25 protein-coding genes are annotated in these 25,016 nt (G+C 60.7%); 21 read left to right on the forward strand and 4 right to left on the reverse strand.

Translation table 11 applies throughout. The features are described from left to right. Positions 1-65: 65 nt before the first annotated feature. The 3 genes from A3GO_RS0103340 to A3GO_RS0103350 are packed head-to-tail and all read right to left on the reverse strand — an operon-like array spanning position 66 to position 3,894. The gene (locus tag A3GO_RS0103340) at positions 66-2,036 is read right to left on the reverse strand and encodes a transglutaminase TgpA family protein (protein ID WP_029132194.1); all 1,971 of its coding nucleotides are present in this window, start codon (positions 2,034-2,036) and stop codon (positions 66-68) included. Beyond that, positions 2,033-2,980 carry a DUF58 domain-containing protein gene (locus tag A3GO_RS0103345; protein WP_029132195.1) on the reverse strand — a complete coding sequence of 316 codons (948 nt, stop codon included), beginning with the start codon at positions 2,978-2,980 and terminating at the stop codon, positions 2,033-2,035. Before A3GO_RS0103345 ends, A3GO_RS0103340 begins: the two co-directional genes overlap by 4 nt. Further along, the gene (locus tag A3GO_RS0103350; RefSeq protein WP_029132196.1) at positions 2,977-3,894 is read right to left on the reverse strand and encodes an AAA family ATPase; all 918 of its coding nucleotides are present in this window, start codon (positions 3,892-3,894) and stop codon (positions 2,977-2,979) included. The genes A3GO_RS0103345 and A3GO_RS0103350 overlap by 4 nt, the downstream gene beginning before the upstream one ends. A gap of 529 nt (positions 3,895-4,423) precedes the next feature. Here A3GO_RS0103350 and A3GO_RS0103355 point away from each other — a divergent pair. The 9 genes from A3GO_RS0103355 to A3GO_RS0103395 all read left to right on the forward strand — a co-directional run bounded on the left by A3GO_RS0103355 (position 4,424) and on the right by A3GO_RS0103395 (position 15,111). Then, the gene (locus tag A3GO_RS0103355) at positions 4,424-6,445 is read left to right on the forward strand and encodes a sodium-translocating pyrophosphatase (RefSeq protein WP_029132197.1); all 2,022 of its coding nucleotides are present in this window, start codon (positions 4,424-4,426) and stop codon (positions 6,443-6,445) included. Positions 6,446-6,509: 64 nt separating this feature from the next. Next, complete coding sequence (locus A3GO_RS0103360; RefSeq protein ID WP_029132198.1) at positions 6,510-6,737, forward strand: hypothetical protein; 228 nt, start codon at positions 6,510-6,512, stop codon at positions 6,735-6,737. A gap of 300 nt (positions 6,738-7,037) precedes the next feature. Beyond that, positions 7,038-8,057 (forward strand): HlyD family secretion protein, encoded by a 1,020-nt coding sequence (locus A3GO_RS0103365; RefSeq protein WP_029132199.1) that lies wholly within the window; start codon positions 7,038-7,040, stop codon positions 8,055-8,057. A gap of 11 nt (positions 8,058-8,068) precedes the next feature. Beyond that, positions 8,069-9,787 (forward strand): ATP-binding cassette domain-containing protein, encoded by a 1,719-nt coding sequence (locus tag A3GO_RS0103370; RefSeq protein WP_037374627.1) that lies wholly within the window; start codon positions 8,069-8,071, stop codon positions 9,785-9,787. Then, the gene (locus A3GO_RS0103375) at positions 9,784-10,896 is read left to right on the forward strand and encodes an ABC transporter permease (RefSeq protein ID WP_029132201.1); all 1,113 of its coding nucleotides are present in this window, start codon (positions 9,784-9,786) and stop codon (positions 10,894-10,896) included. The genes A3GO_RS0103370 and A3GO_RS0103375 overlap by 4 nt, the downstream gene beginning before the upstream one ends. 5 nt (positions 10,897-10,901) lie before the next feature. Then, entirely contained in the window at positions 10,902-12,011 is a 1,110-nt protein-coding gene (locus tag A3GO_RS0103380) for an ABC transporter permease (RefSeq protein WP_029132202.1), read from the forward strand. Positions 12,012-12,090: 79 nt separating this feature from the next. Continuing rightward, positions 12,091-13,962 (forward strand): tRNA uridine-5-carboxymethylaminomethyl(34) synthesis enzyme MnmG, encoded by a 1,872-nt coding sequence (mnmG, locus tag A3GO_RS0103385; RefSeq protein ID WP_029132203.1) that lies wholly within the window; start codon positions 12,091-12,093, stop codon positions 13,960-13,962. Continuing rightward, positions 13,959-14,600: a 16S rRNA (guanine(527)-N(7))-methyltransferase RsmG gene (gene rsmG, locus A3GO_RS0103390; protein ID WP_029132204.1), complete on the forward strand. Its 642-nt coding sequence runs from the start codon at positions 13,959-13,961 to the stop codon at positions 14,598-14,600. Before mnmG ends, rsmG begins: the two co-directional genes overlap by 4 nt. A 61-nt stretch (positions 14,601-14,661) precedes the next feature. Next, a complete protein-coding gene (locus A3GO_RS0103395; RefSeq protein ID WP_029132205.1) occupies positions 14,662-15,111 on the forward strand; it encodes a YaiI/YqxD family protein in 450 nt (149 codons plus the stop codon). A gap of 10 nt (positions 15,112-15,121) precedes the next feature. Here A3GO_RS0103395 and A3GO_RS0103400 read toward each other — a convergent pair whose 3' ends face one another. Beyond that, entirely contained in the window at positions 15,122-15,502 is a 381-nt protein-coding gene (locus tag A3GO_RS0103400; protein ID WP_029132206.1) for a DUF3461 family protein, read from the reverse strand. A 164-nt stretch (positions 15,503-15,666) separates the two neighbouring features. Between A3GO_RS0103400 and A3GO_RS0103405 the strand changes: the two genes are divergently transcribed. From A3GO_RS0103405 to A3GO_RS0103460, 12 genes are all read left to right on the forward strand, one after another. Further along, positions 15,667-15,960, forward strand: coding sequence for a hypothetical protein (locus A3GO_RS0103405; RefSeq protein WP_029132207.1), 294 nt, complete (start codon positions 15,667-15,669; stop codon positions 15,958-15,960). Between the two features lie 176 nt (positions 15,961-16,136). Next, a complete protein-coding gene (locus A3GO_RS0103410; protein ID WP_029132208.1) occupies positions 16,137-16,922 on the forward strand; it encodes a ParA family protein in 786 nt (261 codons plus the stop codon). A gap of 55 nt (positions 16,923-16,977) precedes the next feature. Further along, a complete protein-coding gene (locus A3GO_RS0103415; RefSeq protein ID WP_029132209.1) occupies positions 16,978-17,862 on the forward strand; it encodes a ParB/RepB/Spo0J family partition protein in 885 nt (294 codons plus the stop codon). Positions 17,863-18,009: 147 nt separating this feature from the next. Then, entirely contained in the window at positions 18,010-18,378 is a 369-nt protein-coding gene (locus A3GO_RS0103420; RefSeq protein ID WP_051301795.1) for an ATP synthase subunit I, read from the forward strand. 27 nt (positions 18,379-18,405) lie between these two features. After that, entirely contained in the window at positions 18,406-19,266 is an 861-nt protein-coding gene (atpB, locus tag A3GO_RS0103425) for a F0F1 ATP synthase subunit A (RefSeq protein ID WP_029132211.1), read from the forward strand. Positions 19,267-19,323: 57 nt separating this feature from the next. Next, on the forward strand, positions 19,324-19,563 hold the full coding sequence (atpE, locus tag A3GO_RS0103430) for a F0F1 ATP synthase subunit C (protein WP_046860058.1): 240 nt from the start codon (positions 19,324-19,326) through the stop codon (positions 19,561-19,563). Positions 19,564-19,621: 58 nt separating this feature from the next. Next, positions 19,622-20,092 carry a F0F1 ATP synthase subunit B gene (locus tag A3GO_RS0103435; RefSeq protein WP_029132213.1) on the forward strand — a complete coding sequence of 157 codons (471 nt, stop codon included), beginning with the start codon at positions 19,622-19,624 and terminating at the stop codon, positions 20,090-20,092. A gap of 9 nt (positions 20,093-20,101) precedes the next feature. Next, on the forward strand, positions 20,102-20,641 hold the full coding sequence (locus A3GO_RS0103440; protein ID WP_029132214.1) for a F0F1 ATP synthase subunit delta: 540 nt from the start codon (positions 20,102-20,104) through the stop codon (positions 20,639-20,641). A 13-nt stretch (positions 20,642-20,654) separates the two neighbouring features. Next, entirely contained in the window at positions 20,655-22,196 is a 1,542-nt protein-coding gene (gene atpA / locus A3GO_RS0103445) for a F0F1 ATP synthase subunit alpha (RefSeq protein WP_029132215.1), read from the forward strand. 37 nt (positions 22,197-22,233) lie between these two features. Continuing rightward, positions 22,234-23,094 (forward strand): F0F1 ATP synthase subunit gamma, encoded by an 861-nt coding sequence (gene atpG, locus A3GO_RS0103450; protein ID WP_029132216.1) that lies wholly within the window; start codon positions 22,234-22,236, stop codon positions 23,092-23,094. Positions 23,095-23,163: 69 nt separating this feature from the next. After that, on the forward strand, positions 23,164-24,540 hold the full coding sequence (atpD, locus tag A3GO_RS0103455; RefSeq protein WP_029132217.1) for a F0F1 ATP synthase subunit beta: 1,377 nt from the start codon (positions 23,164-23,166) through the stop codon (positions 24,538-24,540). A gap of 19 nt (positions 24,541-24,559) precedes the next feature. Beyond that, entirely contained in the window at positions 24,560-24,982 is a 423-nt protein-coding gene (locus tag A3GO_RS0103460) for a F0F1 ATP synthase subunit epsilon (RefSeq protein ID WP_029132218.1), read from the forward strand. Positions 24,983-25,016: the final 34 nt, after the last annotated feature.

Here is a 25,016-nt window from a genome sequence, read left to right on the forward strand (position 1 = left end):
GAGCGGTACCCAAACAGGGGGCAGGCACAGGGCCTGCCCCCTACTACGCGTTCTGTCACCCCGGTTCAGGCGCGGAAATTTCGCACCAGTTGGCGCAACCGGCGCTGCTGTTTCGGGTCATCTTCGGCGCCATAACGTAACGCGATGTAGAGATCGATTATGGCACTCACCGGTCGCTGCAGATCGGGTCGCTGCCGGATCACCCGACGGGCAAAATCCTGCGGCCCCTCGTGGGACAGGCGTGCTATCCCCTTGCGCGCCAGGCGGCGGCAGAATTTCCCATAGTCGCGCTGTACCGGGTCGGGTCTGTCCCGGTCGCGCCAACGCATCAGCAGGATCAATAATGGCACCAGTGCGGCGACGGCCAACACCATGGTGAGTGCCAGCTTGAATGCCGAGAGTGAGCCAAAGCCCAGCAGTTGCAGGAGTCGTTGCTGCTGCTGACTGGAGTAGCCAAGAATCCAGCGGTGCCAGGAGGCATTGGCTGCATCCAGCCCCAGCCCGAACTGTTTTGCCAGCCTGTTCAGCAGATCGTGATCACCGGCCGAGAAGATGACCGGGCTGCCCGGCGCGGTATTCTCCTGCAGGTCGAATTCAAAGGTGCGTTCAATGCGTTCCGGGGCCACGGCGGCCGTCGGGTCGATCCGGGTCCAGCCGCTCTGCTCAAGCCACACCTCGCTCCAGGCGTGGGCATCCGACTGACGCACAATCAGGTAATTGCCCAGGGGATTGCGCTCGCCGCCCTGGTAGCCGGTCACCACCCGGGCCGGGATACCGGCCAGTCGCATCAGCAGGGTGAAGCTGGTGGCGTAGTGCTCGCAGAAGCCACGGCGGCTGTCGAACAGAAACTGGTCGACCGGATTGGTCTCCAGCAGGGGCGGGTTGAGGGTGTAGTGGAAGGGCTCGTTGCGGAAGAATTGCAGTGCCCGGTTGACCAGCTGGCGATCGTCAGCGGATTCGGCTCGCCAACGGGACACCAGTGCCCGCATACGCGGGGTCACCGTGTCGGGCAGTTGCAACCCCAGCCGGCGCTGCCGTTCGCTTAAAGAACCGGTGTGGTACTGCAGGCGCGAGCTGGCGCTATAGCGATAGCGCCGCTGGCGGATATCCTTGGCAGTGATCTGAAAGTCCGCCAGCAGACTGGCCTCGGCGGGCAGGGTTTCCGGCAGATCCAGCGCGTAGAGCCAGTCGTTGGGTGAGGGTTCCAGGGTCACCTGATAGCTGACCGGTGGGGCGTCGCTACGGTAGCTGACTAGAGCCGTCTTCGGCAGATCGGCACGGCCCCAACGCCGCCCGTCGGTATGCCAGAGTACGGGTCCGCGCCAGTAGCGCAGCGGCGGCGCTGGCATGGCCTGATCAAAATCGACCCGGAAGGCGACGGCCCGGGAGCGAATCAGCCGGCTGATGCTGCCCAGGGTGATGCTGTCGCTGAGACCGGTCTGACCGGTGGAGTTGTCCACACCAAGATTCCAAAGCGGTCCATTGAGGCGCGGGAACAGGAAGAACAGCACCAGCATGACCGGCAGCGCCTGTGCGGTCATGCCGGCGGCCAGACGCAGTGAATGCAGCGGCCAGCCACTATGGGACTCGGTACGGCCGGCCTCGATCAGCAGACCGCTGAGCGCGATCACCATCACCACCACATAGGCCACCTGCAGCATCCCCTGATCAAACAGGAAGTGGGTGATCAGGGTGAAGTAGCCGAGAAATACCACCACATAGAGATCGCGCCGTCGTCGGCACTCCATCAGCTTAAGACCCATCATCAGGGACAGCAGGGCAACCTTGGCCGGCAGGCCCATCAGCAGCGGGTAGAGTGAGAGGATCAGTGCCGCACTGGCCAGGGTGATACCAAGCAGTAGCCAGCGGCCGAGCCGCAGGTGCGGCCGATAGAGGCTGGTGACGCGCAACAGGACGACTGCGAAAAACGCCAGGCTGATGCGCGGGTCCAGCCGGGCAAAATGGGGCGCCACCACCAGCAGTGTGATCAGACTGAGGGAGAGCAACGACCGGTGGTTGAGGGGGGGTGGATTCATGTCTGCTCACCAAACAGGGCCAGTGCGGCGAGCGCGGCCCGGCGTTGCGCATCGCCCCGGGCCGGCTTCAACTCCAGGTTTGGCAGGCGCAGCCCGAATGCCTGCTGCTGTTCGGTCGCCTCCAGCACCGCCCGACACAGGGCGCTGAGCCGGCTTTCGGTCTCCATCCCGGGGTAATGCCCCCAGTCAATCCATAGCAGATCAGCCCGATCACCGCCGAACTGCTTGGTATGCAGCCCCTGTTCCCGTGCCTGGGCCTTCCAATCGATCTGCCGGGGCGAGTCGCCGGGCCGGTAGCTGCGCAGGCCGATAAAATCATCACTGCCAACCCCCTTGTCTCCATGCGGACTTGGCTGGTAGCTGGACTGGCTGGTGATAGCGGTGTGCGGTCCGGGCGCGGGATAAACCAGGACCTCGCCAGCCAGCTCCAGATAACTCCAGGCATACAGCAGACCGAGTGGATAGCGGGTGCTGAGGGTACAGCGTGGCATGGGTAAACGGCCGCGCCGTTCGGCGCGAGTGGTCAGGCTAAAGGTCTGTTCGCTGTGTGGTGCGAGGTCGCCGGCGACCGGATCACCTGCTGCAAAGTTCAGCAGGACGCCCGGACGTTCATTGTCCCGGGAATTGCTGATCTGGATCTCAAAACAGGCCTGCTGGCCCTTGAATACCGGTGCACTGCGGCCCGGGCGGAGTGTCAGCCCGAGCAGATTACGCCAGGTGTGCAACATGGCCACCAGACCGAGGCCGGCCAGTAGGAAGGTGAGCAGAAAACCGAGATTGTTGGCATAGTTGATGGAGCCGATCCACATCAGCAACAGCAGCAGGGCGAAACCGAGGCCCTGACGGGTGGGAATGATGTAAATCTGTTGTGCGCCGACCGTGGCCCTGCCCCGCCCGTCGCTGCGGCAGCGCCGGATAAACCGCTCCGGGATCTTCAGCCTCATGGCAGCGGCACGGATTCCAGCAGAAACTGCGCCAGCCCCTGCCCCTCGGCCACGCCGGTGTCACTGCCGGAGTGTAGCCGATGGGCGACGGTGGCACTGAGCACCGCCTGCACATCTTCGGGTAGCACCTGCGCATGACCGGCCTGCAGCGCCCAGGCGCGGGCGCTGTTGATCAGGGCGAGGCCGGCACGGGGTGACAGTCCGTGATGGAAGCGCGGACTGTTGCGGCTGAATTTGAGCAGGGCCTGGATGTAATCCAGCAAAGCATTCGACACATGGACCTGGATTACCTGCTGCTGCAGGTCGCGCAGCTGTTCCAGGGTCAGGCAGGGGGTGAGCTGTTCCAGCAGACTGCGTCGGTCCTCGCCACTCAGCAGTATCCGCTCCGCCCGCTCATCCGGATAACCGATATGGATACGCATCAGGAAACGGTCCAGTTGCGACTCCGGCAGCGGGAAGGTGCCGATCTGGTGGGCCGGGTTCTGGGTGGCAATGACGAAGAACGGTTGTGGCAGGTTGCGGGTCATGCCGTCGCTGGTTACCTGTCGCTCCTCCATCGCTTCCAGCAATGCGCTCTGTGCCTTGGGTGTGGCTCGGTTGATCTCATCCGCCAGCAGTAACTGGGTGAACACCGGTCCCGGATGAAACTGGAATGATTCGTCGCCCCGATGGTATACCGAGACGCCGATGATATCCGCCGGCAACAGGTCGCTGGTGAACTGGATGCGCTGATACTGCAGTCCCAGCAGCCGGGCCAGGGTGTGGGCCAGGGTGGTCTTGCCGACCCCGGGCAGATCCTCGATCAGCAGATGGCCGTTGGCCAGCAGACAGGTCAGGGCCAGCCGCAGGGTCTGCTCCTTGCCGACAATGATTTTACCCGCTTGCATCACCGCCTCATCCAGCAACTGCTTCATAGCCACTCCCGTTTTTTTGATAGCTGGAAGAGTACCAGCTTTTTGTGGGCTTCCAGACAATGTGATTCCCATAGCGTCGACCGGTTAGGAAAAACAGACACCCGTATCCGGTTTGGATTCGTCAAATCACTCGCAATTTTTTAGACTCGGAATAATTTGACCAGTGTAAACGGGGTTTTCACTGCCTGAAAAATTCCCCATATACTGCACAGCAGCAGCGGCTGGAAGCCGCGTCTTTGCTCAATTCAGCACATCCTTATCTACTAACATGCTGCAAATGCAACATAGCTTTTTTTAATTGTTGCAAAGCGAATTCTGATTATCGCCGGTTCAGTTCCAGGACTAGGATGGGTCCGTTTGCCAGTGTCGGGTTCAGATATCTCAGAGTAAATCGAACCGTAGCTTGCGGTGACCATAATAATCAGACACTGCAGGAACCTCTGCCTGGCAAGCAGTTGCCGGGTTATATCCCTATCACCATAACCAAAATGGCCCGGCCTTAAATCAAAAACGATTTTTGGAGGTATACATGACATCGGGTCTTGTTTTTGCACTGTTATGCGCCGTCGGGGCAATCGCCTACGGCGTCTATTCCATCCGCTGGCTGTTGGCCAAGCCGGAGGGATCGGAAGAGATGCGCAGTATCAGCCTGGCGATCCAGGAGGGGGCATCGGCCTACCTCAATCGTCAGTACATGGCGATCAGCATTGTCGGGGTGATCCTGTTTGGGGTGATCTTCGTGCTGCTCAACTCCACCACCGCGGTCGGTTTTGCCATCGGCGCCATCTTCTCCGGCCTGGCCGGATATATCGGTATGCATATCTCGGTGCGGGCCAATTCACGCACCACCGAAGCGGCCAAGACCGGACTCAATGCGGCGTTGGCCGTGGCCTTCCGGGGCGGCGCCATCACCGGTCTGCTGGTGGTGGGTCTCGGCCTGCTGGCGGTGGCCGGTTTTTATGGCTGGCTGCTCAGCATGACCCCGGTGGGTGAGCCGGTAAAGCTGGCCCCGTTGATCGGTCTGGCCTTTGGTGGCTCGCTGATCTCCATCTTCGCCCGTCTGGGTGGCGGTATCTTCACCAAGGGAGCGGATGTGGGTGCCGATCTGGTGGGCAAGGTGGAAGCCGGCATCCCCGAAGATGATCCGCGCAATCCGGCGGTGATTGCTGATAACGTGGGCGACAATGTGGGTGACTGCGCCGGTATGGCGGCCGACCTGTTCGAGACCTATGCGGTGACCACCATCGCCACCATGATGCTGGGTGCGCTGATATTTGCGGACAATCCCAACGCGGCCCTGCTGCCGCTGGTGCTGGGTGGGATCTCCATCATCACTTCGATCATCGGTACCTTCTTTGTCTCGGTAAAGGAAGGCGGCAAGATCATGAATGCGCTATACCGCGCCCTGGGTGTCTCGGCCATTCTGTCGGCCATCGCCTTCTATCCGGTAACCCAGTGGCTGATGGGCAGTGATGCCACCTATGCGGTGATGGATCTGTACAGCGCGGCCCTGATCGGACTGATCATTACCGCTGCGCTGGTGATGATCACGGACTACTACACCTCGACCGACTATCGGCCGGTGCGTCTGCTGGCGGCGGCCTCCACCACCGGTCACGGCACCAACATCATCGCCGGCCTGGCGCTCTCCATGCGCTCCACGGCGGCTCCGCTGGTGGTTATCTGCGCCGGTATCCTGGTCTCCTATTCCATGGCCGGGCTGTACGGTATCGCCATTGCCGCCACCTCCATGCTGTCAATGACCGGGATCATCGTCGCCATCGATGCCTACGGACCGATCACCGACAATGCCGGCGGTATTGCCGAGATGGCCAACCTGCCCAACGAGGTGCGCAACACCACCGATGAGCTGGATGCCGTGGGCAACACCACCAAGGCGGTGACCAAGGGCTACGCTATCGGTTCCGCGGCGTTGGCGGCCCTGGTGCTGTTTGCAGACTATACCCGGGAACTGGCGCAGCATACCGGTGAGGCTCTGACCTTCGACCTCTCCAACCATCTGGTAATTGTCGGATTGTTTATCGGCGGCCTGGTGCCCTACCTGTTCGGCGCCATGGCGATGGAAGCGGTAGGTCGTGCAGCGGGTGGCATCGTGCGCGAGGTGCGGCGCCAGTTCAAGGAGATTCCCGGTATCATGGACGGCAGCGCAAAACCGGACTACTCCCGCGCCGTCGACATGCTGACCAAGTCAGCCATCAAGGAGATGGTGCTCCCTTCCCTGCTGCCGATTGCCGTGCCGCTAGCGGTGGGCCTGATGCTGGGTCCGCAAGCGCTGGGCGGAGTGTTGCTGGGTTCCATCATCACTGGCCTGTTTGTCGCTATCTCCATGACCACCGGTGGTGGCGCCTGGGATAATGCCAAGAAGTTTATTGAAGATGACAACCATGGCGGCAAGGGCTCCGAGGCGCACAAGGCATCGGTCACCGGCGATACAGTGGGTGATCCCTACAAGGACACCGCTGGTCCCGCCATCAACCCGTTGATCAAGATCATCAACATCGTGGCACTGATGATCGTACCCTTAATGTAATCGCATGCCGGGAAGTCTGGCCGGGTGTCCCCGGCCAACGCTTCCCGGAACAGGAGGAAACACCATGGGCAAAGTCAGAATTCAACTGGCACCGGAGATCGAGTTCAAGATGGAGCTGGAGGTGCCGGAAGTGGAGTCCGGCACCCGCGACTATGATGTGCAGCAGCACAAGACAGAGGTGTATGCGGAGTTTGAACGGCGGCTGAAAGCCGCCTTCCCGGAAGGCTACCGGATGCATACCTTCGAATTCGGCCTGGATACAGGCTGGCACGAGGAGCTGTCCGAGAGTTGAGCGGTAGCGACCCCGGCCACCTTCCGTGGCCGGGGTAGGCTATCAACCATTTTTCCCCTTCCCCTCCCGACACCCAGGCCGCCGGTTCCCTGCCCGGTTTGTCCCTATCAGGGTTGTCTGGTTTCAGCCCACTGTTTGTAGCGGTACACTAGCGGACTGTTTCTGTGCCAGGCGGCACAGGTGGCGTCTCCTTATCGCAATTCAAATTCACTTTGATGCGGTTATCGACGCGCAGCGGCGATTGGCGGCAATCCCTGTCGCGACAGCAAATTTTGTCCAGGATGGAGCGGAGGAGCCCGCGTGAAAAAAGCATTGCTGATGTTGTCCCTGATCGCCCTGTTGGGGGCCGGGGGTTGGTTCTGGTGGTCAAACGGCAGTGCGCCGACGGTTACGGGAGAGCTGAACCTCTATGGAAACATCGAGGTTCGCCTGGTCAACCTGGCCTTCAATGCCAATGGACGCATTGTCGACATGACGGTGTCTGAAGGCGCCCGGGTGCAGCCGGGACAACCGCTTGCCCAACTGGAGACCAGTCAACTTGAGGCACTGCGCAATGCGGCTGCCTCCCGGGTCGAGGCGCAGCAGCAGCAGGTGAATGCCCTGCTGGCCGGTACCCGTCCGGAGGAGATCGACAAGCTGCGTGCCGAACTGCAGGAGGCGCGGGCCCAGTCGCTGAACGCCCGACGCAGCCTTCAGCGGCAGCAGGATCTGGCACAAAAGGGCCTGGCATCTCCCCAGGATCTGGACAACGCCAGGACCGTGGCCGAGGCGGCTGTAGCCAGGGTGCACGCAGTGGAGGCCGGACTGGCACTCGCGGTTGCCGGGCCGCGCGCCGAGGATGTGGCGGCCGCCCAGGCTACCCTGAGCGCCCTGCAAGCAGACCTGGCACTGGCCGAACGAAACCTGGCCGAGGCGGCCTTGCACGCCCCGGCGGCCGGGGTGATCCAGAGCCGTATTTTGGAGCCGGGAGACATGGCCTCGTCACAGCGTCCGGTCTATACCCTGGCGCTGACCGAACCGCTGTGGGCGAGGGTCTATGTGGATGGGCCCCATCTCGGGCGGATTCGCCAGGGCATGCCGGCCGCGGTCAGTAGCGACAGCTTTCCCGACAAACAGTACTCTGGCTGGGTCGGCTATATCTCCCCCAGCGCCGAGTTCACACCCAAGCAGGTACAGACCGAAGAGGTGCGCGCCGACCTGGTTTACCAGGTTCATGTGTTCGTCTGTAATCCCCAGGATGAACTGCGTCTGGGCATGCCGGTGACGGTCATGCTGGATCTTGACCGGGAACCCGTCGCGACTCCCGGTTGCGGTCAATAGGCGCGACAACCATGTCGAAGCCGGTCATGGAAGTCGATGTACTCTCCAAGTCGTTCCGACTGCCCGGGCGCACGGTTCAGGCGCTGCGGGATATCAATCTGCAGGTGGCGGCCGGCGTGGTAACCGGACTGATCGGACCGGACGGTGCCGGCAAGACCACCCTGATGCGTCTGGCTGCCGGCCTGTTGCTGCCGGATAGCGGGACCATCCGGGTGCTCGGACAGGATGTTGCCAGCGAGTCGCTGGCGGTGCAATCACAGATCGGCTACATGCCGCAGCGGTTTGGTCTGTATGAGGATCTGTCGGTGCAGGAGAATCTGGACCTGTATGCCGACCTGCAGAACGTGCCACCCGCCAACAGGCGGGAGCGCTACGACGAGCTGCTCAACATGACCGGCCTGGGCAGGTTTACCCGGCGCCTGGCCGGACAGCTGTCCGGCGGTATGAAACAGAAACTGGGCCTGGCCTGCACCCTGGTGCGTTCGCCCCGGCTGCTGCTGCTGGATGAACCGACGGTCGGGGTAGACCCGCTATCGCGCCGCGAGCTCTGGTCGATCGTCTACCGCCTGGTGGAGCAGGAGGGCATGAGCGTGCTGCTGAGCACCGCCTATCTGGATGAGGCGGAACGCTGCGCCGAGGTGATCCTGTTGCACCAGGGCGAGGTGGTGGGGCATGACCGGCCGGCGGCCTTCAGCGAACCGCTGCGGGGTCGCAGCTTCAGGGTGCGGCAGGCCGATACACTGCCGCGCCGACTGCAGGCCCGCCTGGCGAAGTTGCCGGACGTATTCGATGCCACGGTTCAGGGGCAGGCGGTGCGGCTGGTGATGCAGCATGCCGAACCACCGAAACTGGATGCCGACGACCTCTCGGGTGCGCACTGCGAGGCGGTGTCCCCCCGCTTCGAGGACGGGTTCATCGATCTGTTGCGTGACAGCGGGTCCCTTCAGCAGGTCCTGCGACCCGTACCGCATGAGGTCACGCCCGGTGACGCCATCAGCGTGTCCGGACTGACCCGGCGGTTTGGTGATTTCGTGGCGGTTCGGAATGTAAGTTTCGCCGTGGCTGCCGGTGAAGTGTTCGGCCTGCTCGGTGCCAATGGCGCCGGCAAGACCACCACCTTCCGCATGCTCTGTGGCCTGTTGCCAGTGAGTGGTGGTGAAGTCAGTGTGGCCGGGGTGGACCTGCGGCGGGCGCCGGCCGCAGCGCGTGCTCGTATCGGCTACATGTCGCAGAAATTCTCCCTCTACGGAAACCTCACCGTGCAACAGAATCTGGAGTTTTTCAGTCGGGCCTATGGTCTGCGCGGCGCGCGGCGCCGGGAACGCATGGCCTGGGCGCTGCGTGAACTGGATCTGGCGGGCTTTGTCGGCGCCGCCAGTGGCGACCTGCCGCTGGGTTACAAGCAGCGTCTGGCGCTGGCCTGCGCGCTGATGCATGAACCGGATATCCTGTTTTTGGACGAACCGACCTCCGGGGTCGACCCCCTGGCCCGGCGCGAGTTCTGGTCGCACATCAACGCCTTGGCCGATGCCGGGGTGGCGGTACTGGTGACCACCCATTTCATGGAGGAGGCGGAGTACTGCGACCGCCTGGCAATCATGGCGGAGGGTGAGATACTGGCCTTGGGCACGCCGGCCGAGGTGAAGGCCAGGTCGCTCGGCAGTGAGGCGTCGGACGCTACCATGGAAGCGGCCTTTATCGCCCTGATCGAAGATGGAGAGGCGGCGTGAACCGGCGGGTCCGTGGTCTGTTGCGCAAGGAGTTCCTGCAGGTGCTGCGTGATCCCAGCAGTATTGCAATCGCCTTTCTGATGCCGGCGTTTCTGCTGCTGCTGTTCGGCTACGGGGTGTCGATGGATGCCACGGATGTACCCCTTGGCCTGGTGGTGGAGCAACCGAGTGCCGAGGCGGAAAGCTTCATCGGGGTGTTCCGGCACTCGCGCTATTTTTCACCCCGACGTTTTCCCGATCGGGCCGCTGCCCAGCAGGCGCTTGGTGCCGGCCAGGTGGATGGCGTGGTGGTGCTCCCCGGCGACTTCGCGGCGCGTCTGCGGGGCGAGGTGGGCGCGCCCATCCAGCTGATCGTCAATGGTGTGAATGCCAATTCGGCGCGCCTGCTGCAGGGCTATGTCGAGGGCGCCTGGCGTAATTGGCTGGAGCGGGAACTGGGTGCCCGGGCCCGGCCGCTGGGCCAGCCGGTGATGCTGCAACCACGGATCTGGTTCAATCCGGGGCTGCGCAGCCGCAACTATCTGGTACCCGGTCTGGTGGCGATCAATATGACCCTGGTGGGTGCGCTGCTGACCGCCCTGGTGATGGCCCGTGAGTGGGAGCGCGGCACCCTGGAGGCCATGCTGGTGACCCCGGTCAGCATGCGCGAGGTGCTGATCGGCAAGGTGCTCCCCTACTTTGTGCTGGGCATGGGCGGCATGGCTCTCTCCGTGGCCATGGCCCTGTGGCTGTTCCTGGTGCCGTTGCGCGGTTCGTTCTGGGTGCTGACCGCCTGTTCGGCGCTCTATCTGCTGGTCGCCCTGGGCATGGGGTTGCTGATTTCCGTGACTACCCGCAACCAGTTTGTGGCGGGCATGGTGGCCATCGTCGCCACCTTTCTGCCGGCCTTCCTGCTCTCCGGCATGCTGTTTGATATCGACTCCATGCCTGCCGCCGTGCAGTGGATTACCCATCTGGTCGCCGCGCGCTATTTTGTCGCCATCCTGCAGACCCTGTTCCTGGCCGGTGATGTCTGGGGGGTGATTGTGCCCAATTCCCTGGCGCTGCTGGCGATGGCGCTGCTGTTCCTCGGCCTGGCGCGCCGGCGCATGCACAAGCGGCTGGAGTGATCGCAATGTGGCAACGTATTCTGGCCCTGGTGGTGAAGGAGTTCCTGAACCTGTTCAAGGACAAGCAGAGCCGTTTCGTCACCATTGTACCGCCACTGATTCAGTTGGTGGTGTTCGGCTATGCGGCCTCGTTCGACCTCAACCATGTGCCCTACGCGGTCTATGACCGGGACCAGGGTCAGGCCGGCCGGGCATTGATGGCGACATTCTCGGGCTCGCCCAATTTCCAGTTGCGGCATATCGTGCAGCGACAGGATGAGATCGCGGACCTGCTGGACAACCGCGAGGTACTGCTGGTCCTCCAGCTGGAACCGCGCTTCAGCGAAAAGCTGGCCGCCGGCGAACCGGCCCAGGTTCAGGTCCTGGTGGACGGGCGCAATTCCAATACCGCGCAGATCGCGGTCAACTATGCCGGCACGGTCATCGGCAATTTCAATGAACAGTGGATTGCCAGGCACGGGCTGGATGCACCGCCGGCCCACCTGGTGAGTCGTGCCTGGTTCAACCCCAACCTGGAGAGCCGCTGGTTCTTCATTCCCGGACTGGTGGGCCTGCTGACCCTGGTGGTCACCATGGTGGTAACTTCCCTGTCGGTGGCCCGGGAGCGGGAGCAAGGGACCTTTGATCAACTGCTGGTGACGCCGCTGCGACCGTTTGAGATTCTGATCGGCAAGGCGACACCCGGTTTCGTGGTGGGACTGGCCGAAGGGAGCCTGGTGATCCTGCTGGCCCAGGTCTGGTTCGGCGTGCCGCTGGTGGGTGAGTTGGGTGTCCTCTACCTCGGACTGGTGTTGTTCCTGCTGGCGGCCATCGGTATCGGACTCGCCATCTCGTCACTGGCGGTAACCCTGCAGCAGGCCCTGCTTGGCGGTTTCCTGTTCCTGGTGCCGGCGGTCATCCTGTCCGGTTTCGCCACGCCCATCGCCAATATGCCCTGGGCGGTGCAGATGATCACCCTGCTCGATCCCCTGCGCTATTTTCTGATCGTGTTGCGGGGGGTATTTCTGGAAGGGACACCGCTGTCGATACTGGTGCATCAGCTGTGGCCGCTGGCGCTGATCGCCGGCTGTACCCTGAGCGCGGCGGCCTGGTTGTTCCGGCATCGCCTGTATTGAGTTCGGCCGGCTGCCTGTTCCAGCCGGATGCCCACAGGGGGTACACTAGCCGGCTGAATCGTTCTTGTTTCGAGTAATCATGTTTTATTCCGATAGCTATGAGGTGATTGTGGTGGGCGGTGGCCACGCCGGTACCGAGGCGGCCCTGGCGGCGGCACGCATGGGCGCGCGCACCCTGCTGCTGAGCCACAGCATTGAGACCCTGGGACAGATGAGCTGCAATCCCGCCATCGGCGGCATCGGCAAGGGCCACCTGGTAAAGGAGGTGGATGCCTTGGGCGGCGTCATGGCCCGGGCCACCGACCGGGGCGGTATCCAGTTCCGCATCCTCAACGCCAGCAAGGGGCCGGCGGTGCGCGCCACCCGCGCCCAGGCGGACCGGGTGCGCTACAAGGCGGCGATCCGCTTTGCCCTGGAGAATCAGCCGAATCTGGATCTGTTCCAGCAGGCGGTGGATGACCTGATCGTGGAGGGGGAGCGGGTTACCGGCGTGGTGACCCAGATGGGGCTGAAGTTTCAGGCACGCGCGGTGGTGCTGACCACCGGCACCTTTCTCGGCGGGCGCATCCATATCGGACTGAACAATTACGAGGGTGGACGGGCCGGTGATCCCCCGGCCAATGCGCTCTCCAGGCGGCTACGTGAGCTGCCATTCAACGTGTCGCGGCTGAAGACCGGCACCCCGCCGCGCATCGACAGCCGCACCATCGACTACTCCCGACTGGCCAAGCAGCCGGGGGACGACCCGGCGCCGGTCTTCTCCTTCATGGGTTCGCGGGAGGAACACCCGCGCCAGGTCAGCTGCCACATCACCCATACCAACGAGCGCACCCACGAGATCATCCGCAGCGGCATGTCTCGCTCGCCCATGTACACCGGGGTGATCGAGGGCGTGGGGCCGCGTTACTGCCCCTCCATCGAGGACAAGGTGGTGCGCTTTGCCGACAAGAGTGCACACCAGATCTTCATCGAACCGGAGGGGCTGGAGTGCAACGAGGTTTACCCGAATGGCATCTCCACCTCCCTCCCCTTCGATGTGCAGTACGCGCTGGTGCGCTCCATGGAGGGGTTTGCCGAGGCTCGCATCATGCGCCCCGGTTACGCCATTGAATACGACTTCTTCGATCCGCGGGATCTGCGCCCCAGCCTGGAGACGCGCTTTATCGAGGGGCTGTTCTTCGCCGGCCAGATCAACGGCACCACCGGCTATGAAGAGGCGGCGGCACAGGGGCTGCTGGCCGGACTCAACGCGGTATTGAAATTACGTGACCAGGCGGCGTGGTGCCCGCGCCGCGATGAGGCCTATCTGGGCGTACTGGTGGATGACCTGATCAGCAAGGGGACCCAGGAGCCGTACCGCATGTTCACCAGCCGCGCCGAGTTCCGGCTGCTGTTGCGCGAGGACAACGCCGACCTGCGTCTGACCGAACAGGGGCGCCGGCTGGGGCTGGTGGCGGATGAACGCTGGCAGCGTTTTGAACAGAAGCGCGAGGCGATCGAGCGCGAACAGCAGCGGCTGCGGGATATCTGGGTGCAACCCAACAGTCCGCTGGCCGAACAGGTGACGGCGCTGTTCGACAGCCCGATATCCAAGGAGACCCGGGCGCTGGACCTGCTGGCACGTCCGGATGTGGACTATGCGCAGCTTTGCAGCCTGCCGTCGCTGGGACCGGCGCTGGGCGACGGCGAAGCGGCAGAGCAGCTGGAGATCCAGGCCCGCTATGCCGGTTATATCAAGCGTCAGCAGGTGGAGATCGACCGGCTGCAGGCGAATGACGCGTTGAAATTGCCGGACAGTTTCGACTATGCGGCCGTGCGCGGACTCTCCGCCGAGGTGCGGGAAAAACTGATCAAACGCCGTCCGGCCACCATCGGTCAGGCGAGCCGGATTCCGGGCCTGACGCCGGCCGCTATCTCACTGTTACTGATTCACCTGAAGCGTAAATCATGACCGATCAGCAGAACCAGTGGCGGCACCAACTGAGTGAGGGACTGCGGATCATGGCGATTGATCTGTCCGAGAGGCGGCAGCAGTTGTTGCTGGATTACCTTGCCCTGCTGTTGAAGTGGAACAAGGCATTCAACCTCACGGCCATTCGTGATCCGGGCGAGATGGTCCCCCGCCAGTTGCTGGACAGCCTCTCCATTCTGAACCTTGTGCAGGGTGAGCGGGTGCTGGATGTGGGCACCGGCCCTGGGCTGCCGGGGATACCGCTGGCCGTGGCACAGCCGGATCGGCAGTTTGTGCTGATCGACTCCAACGGCAAGAAAACCCGCTTTGTGCAGCAGGCGGTGGTGGCCCTGGGACTGGATAATGTGCAGGTGGTGCGCACCCGTGTCGAGGCCTATCAACCGGATGCCGGCTTTGACACCATCACCTCGCGTGCCTTTGCCGCCCTGCCAAAGATGGTGCAACTTACCCGGCATCTGCTTGCCGACCAAGGTCGACTGCTGGCGATGAAAGGGACTGTGCCAACAGATGAAATCGCCGAACTGGCGGCTGAAGGTTACCGGGTCGAGGTCGCGGCATTGAGCGTGCCCGGCAGTGGCGGCCAGCGCCACGCCCTGCTGGTGGAGCCCGGACACTGACCGGGAGTGCGATTAACTACGGCTGTTTATCCGCGTTCATGCGCGGCTAATGGAGAACAACATGCAGATCTGGGTTGATGCGGACGCCTGCCCCAATGTGATCAAAGAGATCCTGTTCCGGGCGGCCGAGCGGTTGGAAATAGCGCTGATTCTGGTGGCCAATCAGCCGGTCAGAACCCCGCCCTCTCGCTTGATCCGCTCCATCCAGGTGTCGGCCGGGTTCGATGTGGCGGACAATGAGATAATTCGTCAGGCAGAGGCGGGTGACCTGGTGATCACCGCCGATATCCCGCTCGCCTCCGGAGTGATTGAGAAAGGGGCTTATGCGCTGAATCCCAGGGGTGAGCTGTATACCCGGGAGAATATCCGCGAACGGCTGACCCTGCGGAATTTCATGGATGAACTGCGCGGCAGTGGGGTCAACACCGGTGGTCCGCCGGCCCTGGACAAGGGGGATCGTCAGGCCTTTGCCAATCAGCTGGATCGCTTTCTGGCCCGGGGCGGCCCCTGATCCGGACCCACTACTCCAGGTTTTCGATATCAGATCGGAGCTGGTCCAGTTTGCGCACCATCACCTTTTCCAGGTGGTCGATATCGCCCAGGATGCGTTTTTTGAAATCAGACACGCTCTCTTCATGCTGCACCAGCTTGTCCAGCTCCCGGGAGAGTTTCAGCATGGTGGGTGAGATCTCGCTGATCTCTTTGTATTTATGGGTACCGCTGTCCACCAGCACCATCTTCTTGGCGCGGCCGTGGCGGAACTTCATGCTGTGGGCGAACAGCTCGCCTTTTTTACGTTTGAAATAGATTTTCAGAATGTCCTCATCGCCCTCCTGCCGCAGGGTATAGCGTTCGATCTGGTCGAGGTCGGTAACGCCCAGCTCTCTCAATGTCTCATACATGGATAGTTCCTTGCCGTCGGACGGCGTCTCCGGGTGAAGGGTCAGTGGTTTTAAATATGCGTTAGTGCCGGGGGAACTGCAAGCCGGGGGAACCGGCTTGCCGGTGGTGGAATCCAGGAGCGATAATCTTCAGCATCATCAGAATCCGGGCAGCGAGGCGGGACATGACATCAAGCGTGGCGGGTAAATGCTGGCATTGTGGTAGCGAACTGTCGGTTCACGAGTATGGCCGTGAGACGATCTGTCTGAAGTGTGGTAAGCCGACCCGGGTGTGCAGGAACTGCCGCTGGTATGATCCGGCCTTCACCAACCAGTGCCGGGAGCCGCAGGCGGAAAAGGTGCAGGACAAGACCCGCGCCAACTATTGTGACTTTTTTGAACCGACCGCCGATCTCAAGGGAGCTGGAGAAGCCGCCGGCGGGGATCAGCGGCAGGCGGCGGAAGATCTGTTCAAGTGATGGCCGGACCGGGATGGGGAGCCGATTGCCCAACTTGCACACAAAAGCCCCGGTGATCCGGTCAAAGTTCGTGCATCTGCTCCGCTTTCTGATATTCTGAACGGCCCGTTGGACAACGCGGGACGGGTAAGTTTTTGGGAACCTGGGATGGCCGGGTACTAGCGCGGAAATGGGCTATGGGTCGAATAATCTGTGTCGCAAATCAGAAAGGTGGGGTCGGCAAGACCACCACGGCGGTGAATCTGGCGGCGTCATTGGCCTCGTTCAGACGGAAGGTGTTGCTGGTGGACCTGGATCCACAGGGCAATGCCACCATGGGCAGCGGTGTGGACAAACACGATCTCGACAACTCCAGCTGCGATGTGCTGCTGGGCGAAGCGAGTTTCAGCGACACCGTGGTGAAAACACCCGCCGCCGGCTTCGATGTGCTGCCGGCCAATGCCGATCTCACGGCGGCCGAGGTGGGGCTGATGAACGTCCCGCTGAAGGAGAAGCGGCTGAGCCTGGCGCTGGCTGGCGCCAAGGATCGCTATGACTATATCGTCATCGACTGCCCTCCCTCGCTGAATATGCTGACGGTCAATGCCCTGGTGGCGGCCGATGGCGTGCTGATCCCGCTACAGTGTGAATACTATGCGTTGGAAGGTCTGTCCGCCCTGATCAATACCATCAAGCAGATCCAGGGCAGCCGCAACAGTCAGCTGGTGATCGACGGCATTGTCCGCACCATGCATGACCCACGCAACAACCTCACCAACGAGGTATCGGCTCAGCTGATCCACCACTTTGGCGACCAGGTGTTCCGCACCATCATTCCACGCAATATCCGGGTGGCCGAGGCGCCGAGTCACGGGCTGCCGGTTTTGCTGTATGATAAGGCGTCGCGCGGCGCGGTATCCTACCTGGCCATGGCCAGCGAACTGATGCGCAGACAGGAAAAACGCATGGCTGCGCCAGCCTGAACAAGACAAGATCCCGCTTGCCTTCGGACGAGCGCATCCCGACAGAGTACTGAACATGGCAGCAAAAAAAAGAGGTCTCGGACGCGGACTGGACGCCCTGCTGGGGAACAGCGCTGACAAGGAAGAGCAGCAGACATCCGAGACGGGCAGTTCGGCCAACAGTCTCACCAGCCTGCCGGTAGACCTGATCCGCCGCGGCCGCTATCAGCCGCGGCGGGATTTCAATCCCGACAGTCTTCAGGAACTGGCCGACTCCATCGCTGCCCAGGGCGTGGTACAGCCCATCGTGGTACGCCCGGTGGATGGCAACCAGTATGAGATCATTGCCGGCGAGCGACGCTGGCGCGCCTCGCAACAGGCCGGGCTGAGCGAGATACCGGTCGTCATTCGCGACGTCAATGATCAGACCGCCATGGCCATGGGGTTGATCGAGAATATCCAGCGCGATGACCTCAACCCGCTGGAAGAGGCAGGTGCCCTGCACCGGCTGCTGAACGAATTTGAGCTGACCCACCAGGAGATTGCCCGGGCGGTGGGCAAGTCCCGCACTACCGTGACCAACCTGTTGCGCCTGCTGGAACTGAATCCGGATGTGAAGGCGATGATCGAGGAGGGACGCATCGAGATGGGCCACGCCCGCGCCCTGCTCGGCCTGAAGGATGCACTGCAGAGTGAGGCGGCGCGCCAGGTGAGTCTGCAGGGCCTTTCCGTACGGGAGACGGAAAAACTGGTCAGGCGGCTGCAGGGCGAAAGCGCTGAGCCGACCAAGGCGAAACAGCCGCTACGGGAGGATCCCAATATCCGCTCACTGGAAACCGACCTCACCGAGCGCCTTGGCGCCCGGGTCAAGCTGCAACAGGGCGGTGGCGGCAAGGGGAAGCTGGTGATCAGCTACAACAGCCTGGATGAGCTGGACGGGATTCTGGAGCATATTCAGTAATTCGATCAGCATGGGGCGGGAAACCATCAATCGTTTTTCACGCTCCAATCAAAAAATTTATTCGCCCATCGTTTGACCTTATACAACGCAACATTTATACTGCGCCGGCTTTTTAAGTGCGGTTTTTAACTGCTGGGGATCGTTTTGATGCATCTGGCAGATAAGCGCCAAGCCTATCGCACCGTCCTGGCACAATTGGTAACGACATTGACTGCGGCCCTGCTTCTGCTGATGGTTGCGGGCGACGTTTATGCCTATTCCGGGCTTGCGGGGGGGCTGATAGCAACCCTGGCGAACGCCTTTTTCGCCTTTCGGATATTTGTCCGATACACCGCCCAGGAGCCGGGCAGACTGCTGGCTCGCTTCTATGGCGCAGAGATCTTGAAACTCGTGTTGACGGGTTTGCTTTTTGCAGGGGCCATCCTCTGGATCAAGCCGCTGAGTGTTGGCGCACTGTTTGGCATCTTTCTGCTGGTACAGCTGATGCCGATCGCAGTGGTTCAACTATTGGATTAACAATAAATTTGGTTATGTGATAGCACAATGGCTGGCGATACCCTTACCTCTAGCGAATACATTAAGCACCATCTGACCAACCTGACCTTCGGCCAGCATTCTGACGGTACCTGGGGGCTTGCCCACAGCGCGGCTGAAGCCAAAGAGATGGGTTTCTGGGCCATCCACGTCGACACCATGTTCTGGTCGATCCTGCTGGGCGGCCTGTTCATCTATTTCGGCAAGAAAATCGCCGATCGCGTTACCGCCGGTGTGCCTGGCGGCATGCAGAACTTCGCTGAGTGGCTGGTTGAGTTTATCGATGACAGCGTGCGCGGCTCCTTCAGCGGCCGTAACCCGCTGGTGGCCCCGCTGGCCCTGACCATCTTCGTCTGGATCTTCCTGCAGAACCTGATGGACCTGGTGCCGGTTGACGTGATTCCCTACCTGGCCGGTGCCATCGGCATCCACTTCATGAAGGTCGTGCCCTCGACCGATCCCAACGCCACTTTTGGCATGGCGATTGGTGTCTTCATGCTCACCCTCTACTACAGTATCAAGATCAAGGGTGTGGGTGGATTTATGGGTGAACTGACCCTGCAGCCCTTCTCTTCCGACAATCCGATCGTGAAACTGCTGTTTATCCCGATCAACTTCGTCCTCGAGTTCGTCAGCCTGATTGCCAAGCCGATCTCACTGGCACTGCGACTCTTCGGCAACATGTATGCGGGTGAAATGATCTTCATCCTGATCGCCATCATGTACAACGCCGGTGTGGTGCTGGGACTGTTCGGCGGCGTGCTGCAGCTGGGTTGGGCGATCTTCCATATCCTGATCATTACGCTGCAGGCGTTTATCTTCATGACCCTGACTATCGTTTATCTGGATATGGCGCATAACGACCATTAATTTTTTTCGTAGTTTTTTCGTTTAACTTTACAACCTCACGACAAACGGGAGATAGAAATGACTGAAGCAACTGCACTGTTGTACATTGCTGGTGCATTGATGATGGGCCTGGGTGCACTGGGCGCCGCAGTCGGTATCGGTGTGCTGGGTGGACGTTTCCTCGAGGGTGCAGCCCGCCAGCCTGAGCTGATTCCAATGCTGCGTACCCAGTTCTTCATCGTAATGGGTCTGGTTGACGCCGTCCCCATGATCGCTGTTGGTTTGGCGATGTACGTCTTGTTCGCGGTTGCCGGATAATTTTGGCTACCAACGAACATACTGACTATCATCTCGTCAAAAGCGAGGTAAATCCGGGATGAACATAAATCTGACTCTTATTGGTCAGCTTCTCTCCTTTGCGGTGTTTGTGTGGTTCACGATGAAGTTCGTCTGGACTCCCATCATGGGCGCCCTCGACACTCGTCGAAAGGAGATTGCAGACGGCCTGGCAGCCGCGGAACACGGTCAGCACGAACAGGAGTTGGCCAAGGAACGCGCCAAAGAGGCCATCCGTGAAGCGAAAGGCCAGGCGGCAGAAATCATTAACCAGGCTCAGAAGCGTGCTTCCGAGATTGTCGATGAATCCAAAGGCAACGCACGTTCCGAAAGCGAACGTATTCTTGCTGCTGCCCAGGCGGAGATCGAGCAGGAGACCAATCGTGCTCGTGAACAGCTGCGTCAACAGGTGGCTGAGCTGGCGGTATTGGGTGCAAGCAAGATTCTTCGCAAGGAGATTGATGCTGCGGCCCATAAGGATATCGTCGAACAACTGGCTCAACAGATCTAAGGCGCTGCTATGGCTGGAGAAACAACCACAATAGCCCGTCCTTACGCGGAAGCGGTATTTAACCGGGCCAAAGAGACCGATGCACTAGGTCCCTGGTCGGAAACTCTTGAGTTTCTTGAGGCAGTGGTTGGCGAACCAACCATGGCCGGGGTTATCACCAATCCCAAGTTCGACAGATCCAGCCTGACGGATCTGATTATCGAAATTGGCGGTGACCACTTCACCGAAGAGGGCAAGAACCTGGTCAAGGTGCTGATAGCGAATGGTCGTCTTACCCTGGCGGGTGAGATCGCCAAACTCTATGAGCAACTGAAGGCCAAAAGTCAGCGGATACAGCATGTGCACGTAACCTCTGCTTTTGCCCTGGAGCCGACTCAGGAAACCCAAATAGCCGATGCGCTGAAAGCCAAACTGGGATACGACATTACCATCACAAGCGAAGAGAATGCAGAGCTGATAGGCGGCGTTCATATTCGTGCCGGTGACATGGTAATCGACGGTTCCGTCAGCGGGCAGCTGCAGCAACTGGCGAACGAATTAGGAATCTAAGCGAGAAGCCATCATGCAACTCAATCCATCCGAGATCAGCGAACTGATCAAAAACAGGATCGAAAAGTTCGATCTGAAGACTGAAGCCCGCAACGAGGGCACCATCATCAGTCTGACCGACGGCATTGCCCGCATCCACGGTCTCGAAGACGCCATGTCTTACGAGATGCTGGAGTTTCCCGGCAACACCTTTGGTCTGGCACTGAACCTGGAGCGCGACTCCGTGGGCGCGGTAATCCTGGGTGAATATACCCACCTTACCGAGGGCGATGCGGTCAAGTGCACCGGCCGCGTACTGGAAGTGCCCATTGGTGAGGGCCTGCTGGGGCGCGTGGTTGACTCCCTGGGTAACCCGCTGGACGGCAAGGGAGCCATCGAGTACACCGAAACCTCTCCAATCGAAAAAGTGGCGCCGGGTGTGATCGAGCGTAAATCGGTTGACCAGCCGGTACAGACCGGCCTCAAGGCGATCGACGCCATGGTACCGGTGGGTCGCGGCCAGCGTGAGCTGATCATCGGCGACCGCCAGACCGGTAAGTCTGCCATCGCCATCGACGCCATCATCAACCAGAAGGGTACCGGCGTTAAGTGTATCTACGTGGCGGTGGGCCAGAAGAACTCCACCATCGCGCAGGTGGTGCGCAAGCTCGAAGAGCACGGCGCCATGGAACACACCATCATCGTGGCTGCACCCGCAGCGGATTCGGCCGCGATGCAGTTCATTGCGCCCTACTCCGGCGCCACCATGGGCGAGTACTTCCGGGATCGCGGTCAGGATGCCATGATCATTTATGACGATCTGACCAAGCAGGCCTGGGCCTATCGTCAGGTATCGCTGCTGCTGCGTCGTCCCCCCGGTCGTGAAGCTTATCCCGGCGATGTGTTCTACCTGCACTCCCGTCTGCTGGAGCGCTCCGCGCGAGTCAATGCCGAGTTCGTGGAGAAGTTCACCAACGGTGAGGTGAAGGGCAAGACCGGTTCACTGACCGCCTTCCCGATCATCGAGACCCAGGGTGGTGACGTGTCCGCCTTCGTGCCGACCAACGTGATCTCCATTACCGATGGCCAGATCTTCCTTGAGGCCGATCTGTTCAACGCTGGCATCCGTCCTGCGATCAACGCCGGTCTGTCGGTCTCCCGAGTGGGTGGCGCGGCCCAGACCAAGATCATCAAGAAGCTGGGTGGTGGTGTACGACTGGCGCTGGCCCAGTATCGCGAGCTGGCGGCTTTCTCCCAGTTTGCCTCCGATCTGGACGATGCTACCCGCGCCCAGCTGGAGCGTGGCGAGCGTGTCACCGAGCTGATGAAACAGCCGCAGTACAGTCCGCTCTCCATTGCTCAGATGGCCACCTCACTGTTTGCTGCCAACGAAGGCTATCTGGATGACGTCCCCGCCAACAAGATCGTTGATTTCGAGGCGGCGTTGCACTCGTATATGGGCAGCAACCAGAAGGCACTGAGCGATCAGATCAACGCATCGGCCGATTACAATGACGAAGTTGCCAAGTCACTGCATGACGCCATCAAGGACTTCAAAGCCAACCACACCTGGTAAGCATGACGTCCATAAAGCTGAAAGATAAGGTTTAATCATGGCAGGCGCAAAAGAGATACGCACCAAGATTGCCAGCATCAAGAATACGCAGAAGATTACGTCTGCGATGGAGATGGTGGCAGCTGCCAAGATGCGCAAGGCGCAGGACCGGAAGAACGCGACGCGTCCCTATGCGGACAAGATGCGGAACGTCATCGGCCATCTGTACCATGCGCATCCGGAGTATACCCACACCTTTATGAAGGAGCGCGATGTCAGCCGAGTCGGCTATATCGTCATCTCTTCGGACCGTGGGCTCTGCGGCGGCTTGAACAGCAACCTGTTCCGCAAGCTGGTCAGGGAGATCAGAAAGCAGCAGGAAGCAAGTATTCAGGTTGACTTCTGCACCATCGGATCCAAATCGCTGGGCTTTTTCAAGCGCTTTGGCGGCAAGGTGCTGGCCCAGGCCACGCATCTGGGGGACGCACCCCATATCGAGCAGTTGATCGGTACGGTGAAGGTGATGCTCGATGCCTATGAAAACGGTGAGATCGATCGTATCTACGTGGCCTACAACGGGTTTGTGAATACCATGACCCAGGATCCTACCATTGAACAGCTGGTGCCGATCGCCGGTCAGAGCGATCAGGAGCTGAAGCATCACTGGGACTATATCTACGAGCCTGATTCCAAAGAGGTTCTGGATGGCCTGCTGACCCGCTACATCGAATCCCTGGTCTACCAGGCGGTGGTGGAGAACGGGGCCTGCGAGCAGTCCGCACGAATGGTGGCCATGAAGGCGGCGACCGATAACGCAGGCAACCTTATTGATGAGCTGCAGTTGGTCTACAACAAGGCGCGTCAGGCAGCCATTACCCAAGAGATCTCCGAGATCGTGGCCGGCGCCGCAGCTGTATAAGCCCTTGTGTAGAACAGGTTAAGTTTTTAAACATTAGAGAGTCGTCGACAGCGACGAGAGGAACCAGAGATGAGTTCGGGTAAAGTGGTGGAAATCATCGGTGCTGTGGTGGACGTACAGTTCCCCATGGGTCATATGCCGAAGGTCTACGATGCGCTGAAGATCGAAGAAGTGGGTCTGACCCTGGAAGTTCAACAGCAATTGGGCGACGGCATTGCCCGTACCATTGCCATGGGTTCAACCGACGGTCTGAAGCGTGGCGTTGAAGCAGTTAACACGGGCGCTCCCATTACCGTTCCGGTCGGCCAGGGCACCCTGGGCCGTATTATGGACGTCCTGGGTAACCCGGTGGATGAGGCCGGTCCGGTGAAGACCGAAGAGTTCATGCCGATCCACCGCGTTGCACCGAAACTGGAAGATCAGTCCACGGCCACCGAAATCCTGGAGACGGGCATCAAGGTGATCGATCTGATCATGCCGATCGTCAAGGGTGGTAAGGTCGGGCTGTTCGGCGGTGCCGGCGTGGGCAAGACCGTGACCCTGATGGAGTTGATCCGTAACATCGCTGTCGAGCACTCCGGCTTCTCGGTATTCGCCGGTGTAGGTGAGCGTACCCGTGAGGGTAACGACTTCTACCACGAAATGGCAGAGGGCGGCGTACTGGATAAAGTAGCCCTGGTTTACGGCCAGATGAACGAGCCCCCCGGCAACCGTCTGCGCGTGGCGCTGACCGGTCTGACCATCGCCGAGAACTTCCGTGACGAGGGTCGTGACGTACTGCTGTTCGTCGACAACATCTACCGTTACACCCTGGCGGGAACCGAGGTATCGGCCTTGCTGGGTCGTATGCCCTCCGCGGTGGGTTACCAGCCGACCCTGGCGGCCGAGATGGGTGTGTTGCAGGAGCGTATTACCTCCACCAAGACCGGCTCCATCACCTCGTTCCAGGCGGTTTACGTACCGGCGGACGATTTGACCGACCCCTCCCCCGCCACCACCTTCGCGCACTTGGACGCGACCCTGGTGCTGTCCCGTCAGATCGCCGAGCTGGGTATCTACCCGGCGGTGGATCCGCTGGACTCCACCTCGCGAATCCTGGACCCGCACATTGTTGGCGAGGAGCACTACAGCGTTGCCCGTGGTGTACAGGGCACCCTGCAGCGCTACAAGGAGCTGAAGGATATTATCGCGATTCTGGGTATGGATGAGTTGTCCGAAGAGGATAAGCTGACCGTATCCCGCGCACGTAAAATGCAGCGTTTCCTCTCCCAGCCGTTCTTCGTGGCTGAGGTGTTCACCGGCAGTCCCGGAAAATACGTATCGGTCAAGGACACCATCGCCAGCTTCAAGGCGATTCTGGGCGGTGAGTATGATCATCTGCCGGAACAGGCCTTCTACATGGTTGGTGGTATCGAGGAAGCTGTCGAGCGTGGCGCAGGCGACTAATCAAGTCCGGAGAAACTAAATGGCCATGACTATACATGTCGACATCGTCAGTGCAGAGGGAGCGATCCATTCCGGCCAAGCCGAGATGGTCTACGCCCCCGGCGTGATGGGTGAATTGGGTATCGCCCCAAGACACACGCCGCTGGTGACGCACCTGAAGCCGGGTGATGTGCGAGTGGACAACGGTAAGGAGATGATGCACTTCTACGTCTCCGGCGGCATTCTGGAGGTTCAACCGCATGTGGTGACGGTACTGGCCGACACGGCCGTCCGTGCAGCCGATCTTGATGAGGCCGCCGCCATCGAAGCCAAACGCCGGGCTGAAGAAGCGCTGGCCGGTCAGAAGGAACAGTTCGAGTATGCCAAGGCGCAGGCCGAACTGGCCGAGGCCGTAGCCCAGCTGCGGGCGATCGAGAAGCTACGCAAGATCAAGAAGTCCTGATCCAACGCTGTGCAGAACAACCCCGCCACCTCGG

Origin of the sequence: Sedimenticola selenatireducens DSM 17993, from assembly GCF_000428045.1 — a bacterium.
In the GTDB taxonomy this organism is placed as follows: Bacteria; Pseudomonadota; Gammaproteobacteria; order Chromatiales; family Chromatiaceae; genus Sedimenticola; species Sedimenticola selenatireducens.